This window comes from Pseudomonas sp. NPDC088885 (assembly GCF_044750025.1).
GTDB lineage: Bacteria > Pseudomonadota > Gammaproteobacteria > Pseudomonadales > Pseudomonadaceae > Aquipseudomonas > Aquipseudomonas rustica.
Genome location: NZ_JBIVJB010000246.1, coordinates 1 through 1377, shown reverse-complemented (window position 1 = coordinate 1377; position 1377 = coordinate 1). Strand labels below are relative to the sequence as shown.

The 1377-nt window shown below is 56.6% G+C and carries 2 protein-coding genes; both read right to left on the bottom strand.

What is annotated here, in order from left to right; genetic code table 11:
• Positions 1-1113, bottom strand: a 1113-nt coding sequence (locus ACIP1X_RS28960) for an FAD-dependent oxidoreductase (RefSeq protein ID WP_400755982.1), incomplete at its 3' end; no start/stop codon positions are given.
• Between the two features lie 109 nt (positions 1114-1222).
• On the bottom strand, positions 1223-1377 hold a 155-nt coding region (locus ACIP1X_RS28955), incomplete at its 5' end, for a 2-oxo acid dehydrogenase subunit E2 (protein WP_400755983.1).

The following is a 1377-nucleotide window of genomic DNA, read 5'->3' as shown; positions in this document are numbered from 1 at the left end:
CTGCTCGGTTTTACCCACCCACGCGATTTCCGGGTGAGTATAAATAACCGAAGGGATCAGGTCATAGTTCATCTGGGCTTTGTGGCCCTTGATGCGCTCGACAACCATGATGCCTTCTTCCGATGCCTTGTGCGCCAGCATCATGCCGCGCACCACGTCGCCGATGGCGAAAACGCCCGGTACGGTGGTCGCGCAGTGATCGTCAACGTGCACGAAACCGCGCTCGTCGAGGGTCACGCCGCTGTCGGAAGCCAGCAGATCAGTGGTCACCGGACGGCGACCAACGGCTACGATCAGCTTGTCGAAAGTAATGGTCTGTTCGCCGTTGGCATCGGTGTAGTTCACAACGACTTCGTCGCCATTCACTTTCGAGCCGGTCACGCGAGCGCCCAGTTTGATGTCCAGACCTTGTTTGGTCAGGGTTTTCAGCGCTTCCTTGGAAACAGCGGTGTCCGCTGCCATCAGGAAGGTGTCCAGTGCTTCGAGGACAACCACTTCCGAACCCAGGCGCGACCATACCGAACCCAGTTCCAGACCGATCACGCCAGCGCCGATCACGCCCAGACGTTTAGGTACGGTTTGGAATTCCAGAGCGCCAGTCGAATCGACGATGACGTTCTGATCAACCGGAGCCGGTGGAATGTCGATTGGACGCGAGCCTGGAGCCAGGATCACGTTTTCAGCTTCGATGACTTCAACCGAGCCGTCTGGTTTGGTGACTTCGACTTTCTTGCCAGCCAGCAGTTTGCCGTGGCCCTGAATCGAAGTAACGCCGTTAGCCTTGAACAGAGTGGCAACGCCGCCGGTCAGGTTCTTGACGATGCCAGCCTTGCGGCCAACCATCGCAGCGACGTCCATTTTGACTTCGCCGGTCGAGATACCGTGAACGTTGAAGCTTTCTTTCGCTTCTTTGTACTTCCAGGAGCTGTCGAGCAGCGCCTTGGAAGGAATGCAGCCTACGTTCAGGCAGGTGCCGCCCAGGGCTTGCTTGCCTTCAGCGTCGGTGTACTTCTCGATGCAGGCAGTGGTCAGACCCAGCTGCGCCGCCTTGATGGCAGCCACGTAGCCACCAGGGCCAGCACCGATCACTACTACGTCAAATTTCTGCGACATTCAAAAAATCCTCTTTAGCAATAAAGCTACAAGCCGCAAGCGACAAGCTCCAAGGCCACCCCGCTCGCTTTGAGCTTGTGGCTTGAAACTTGACGCTTGCCGCTGTTTTTTAGATATCCAGCAACAGACGCGCCGGATCTTCCAGCAGGTTCTTGATGGTCACCAGGAAGGTCACAGCTTCTTTGCCATCGATCAGACGGTGATCGTAGGACAGTGCCAGGTACATCATCGGACGGATAACGACCTGACCGTTGATGGCCATAG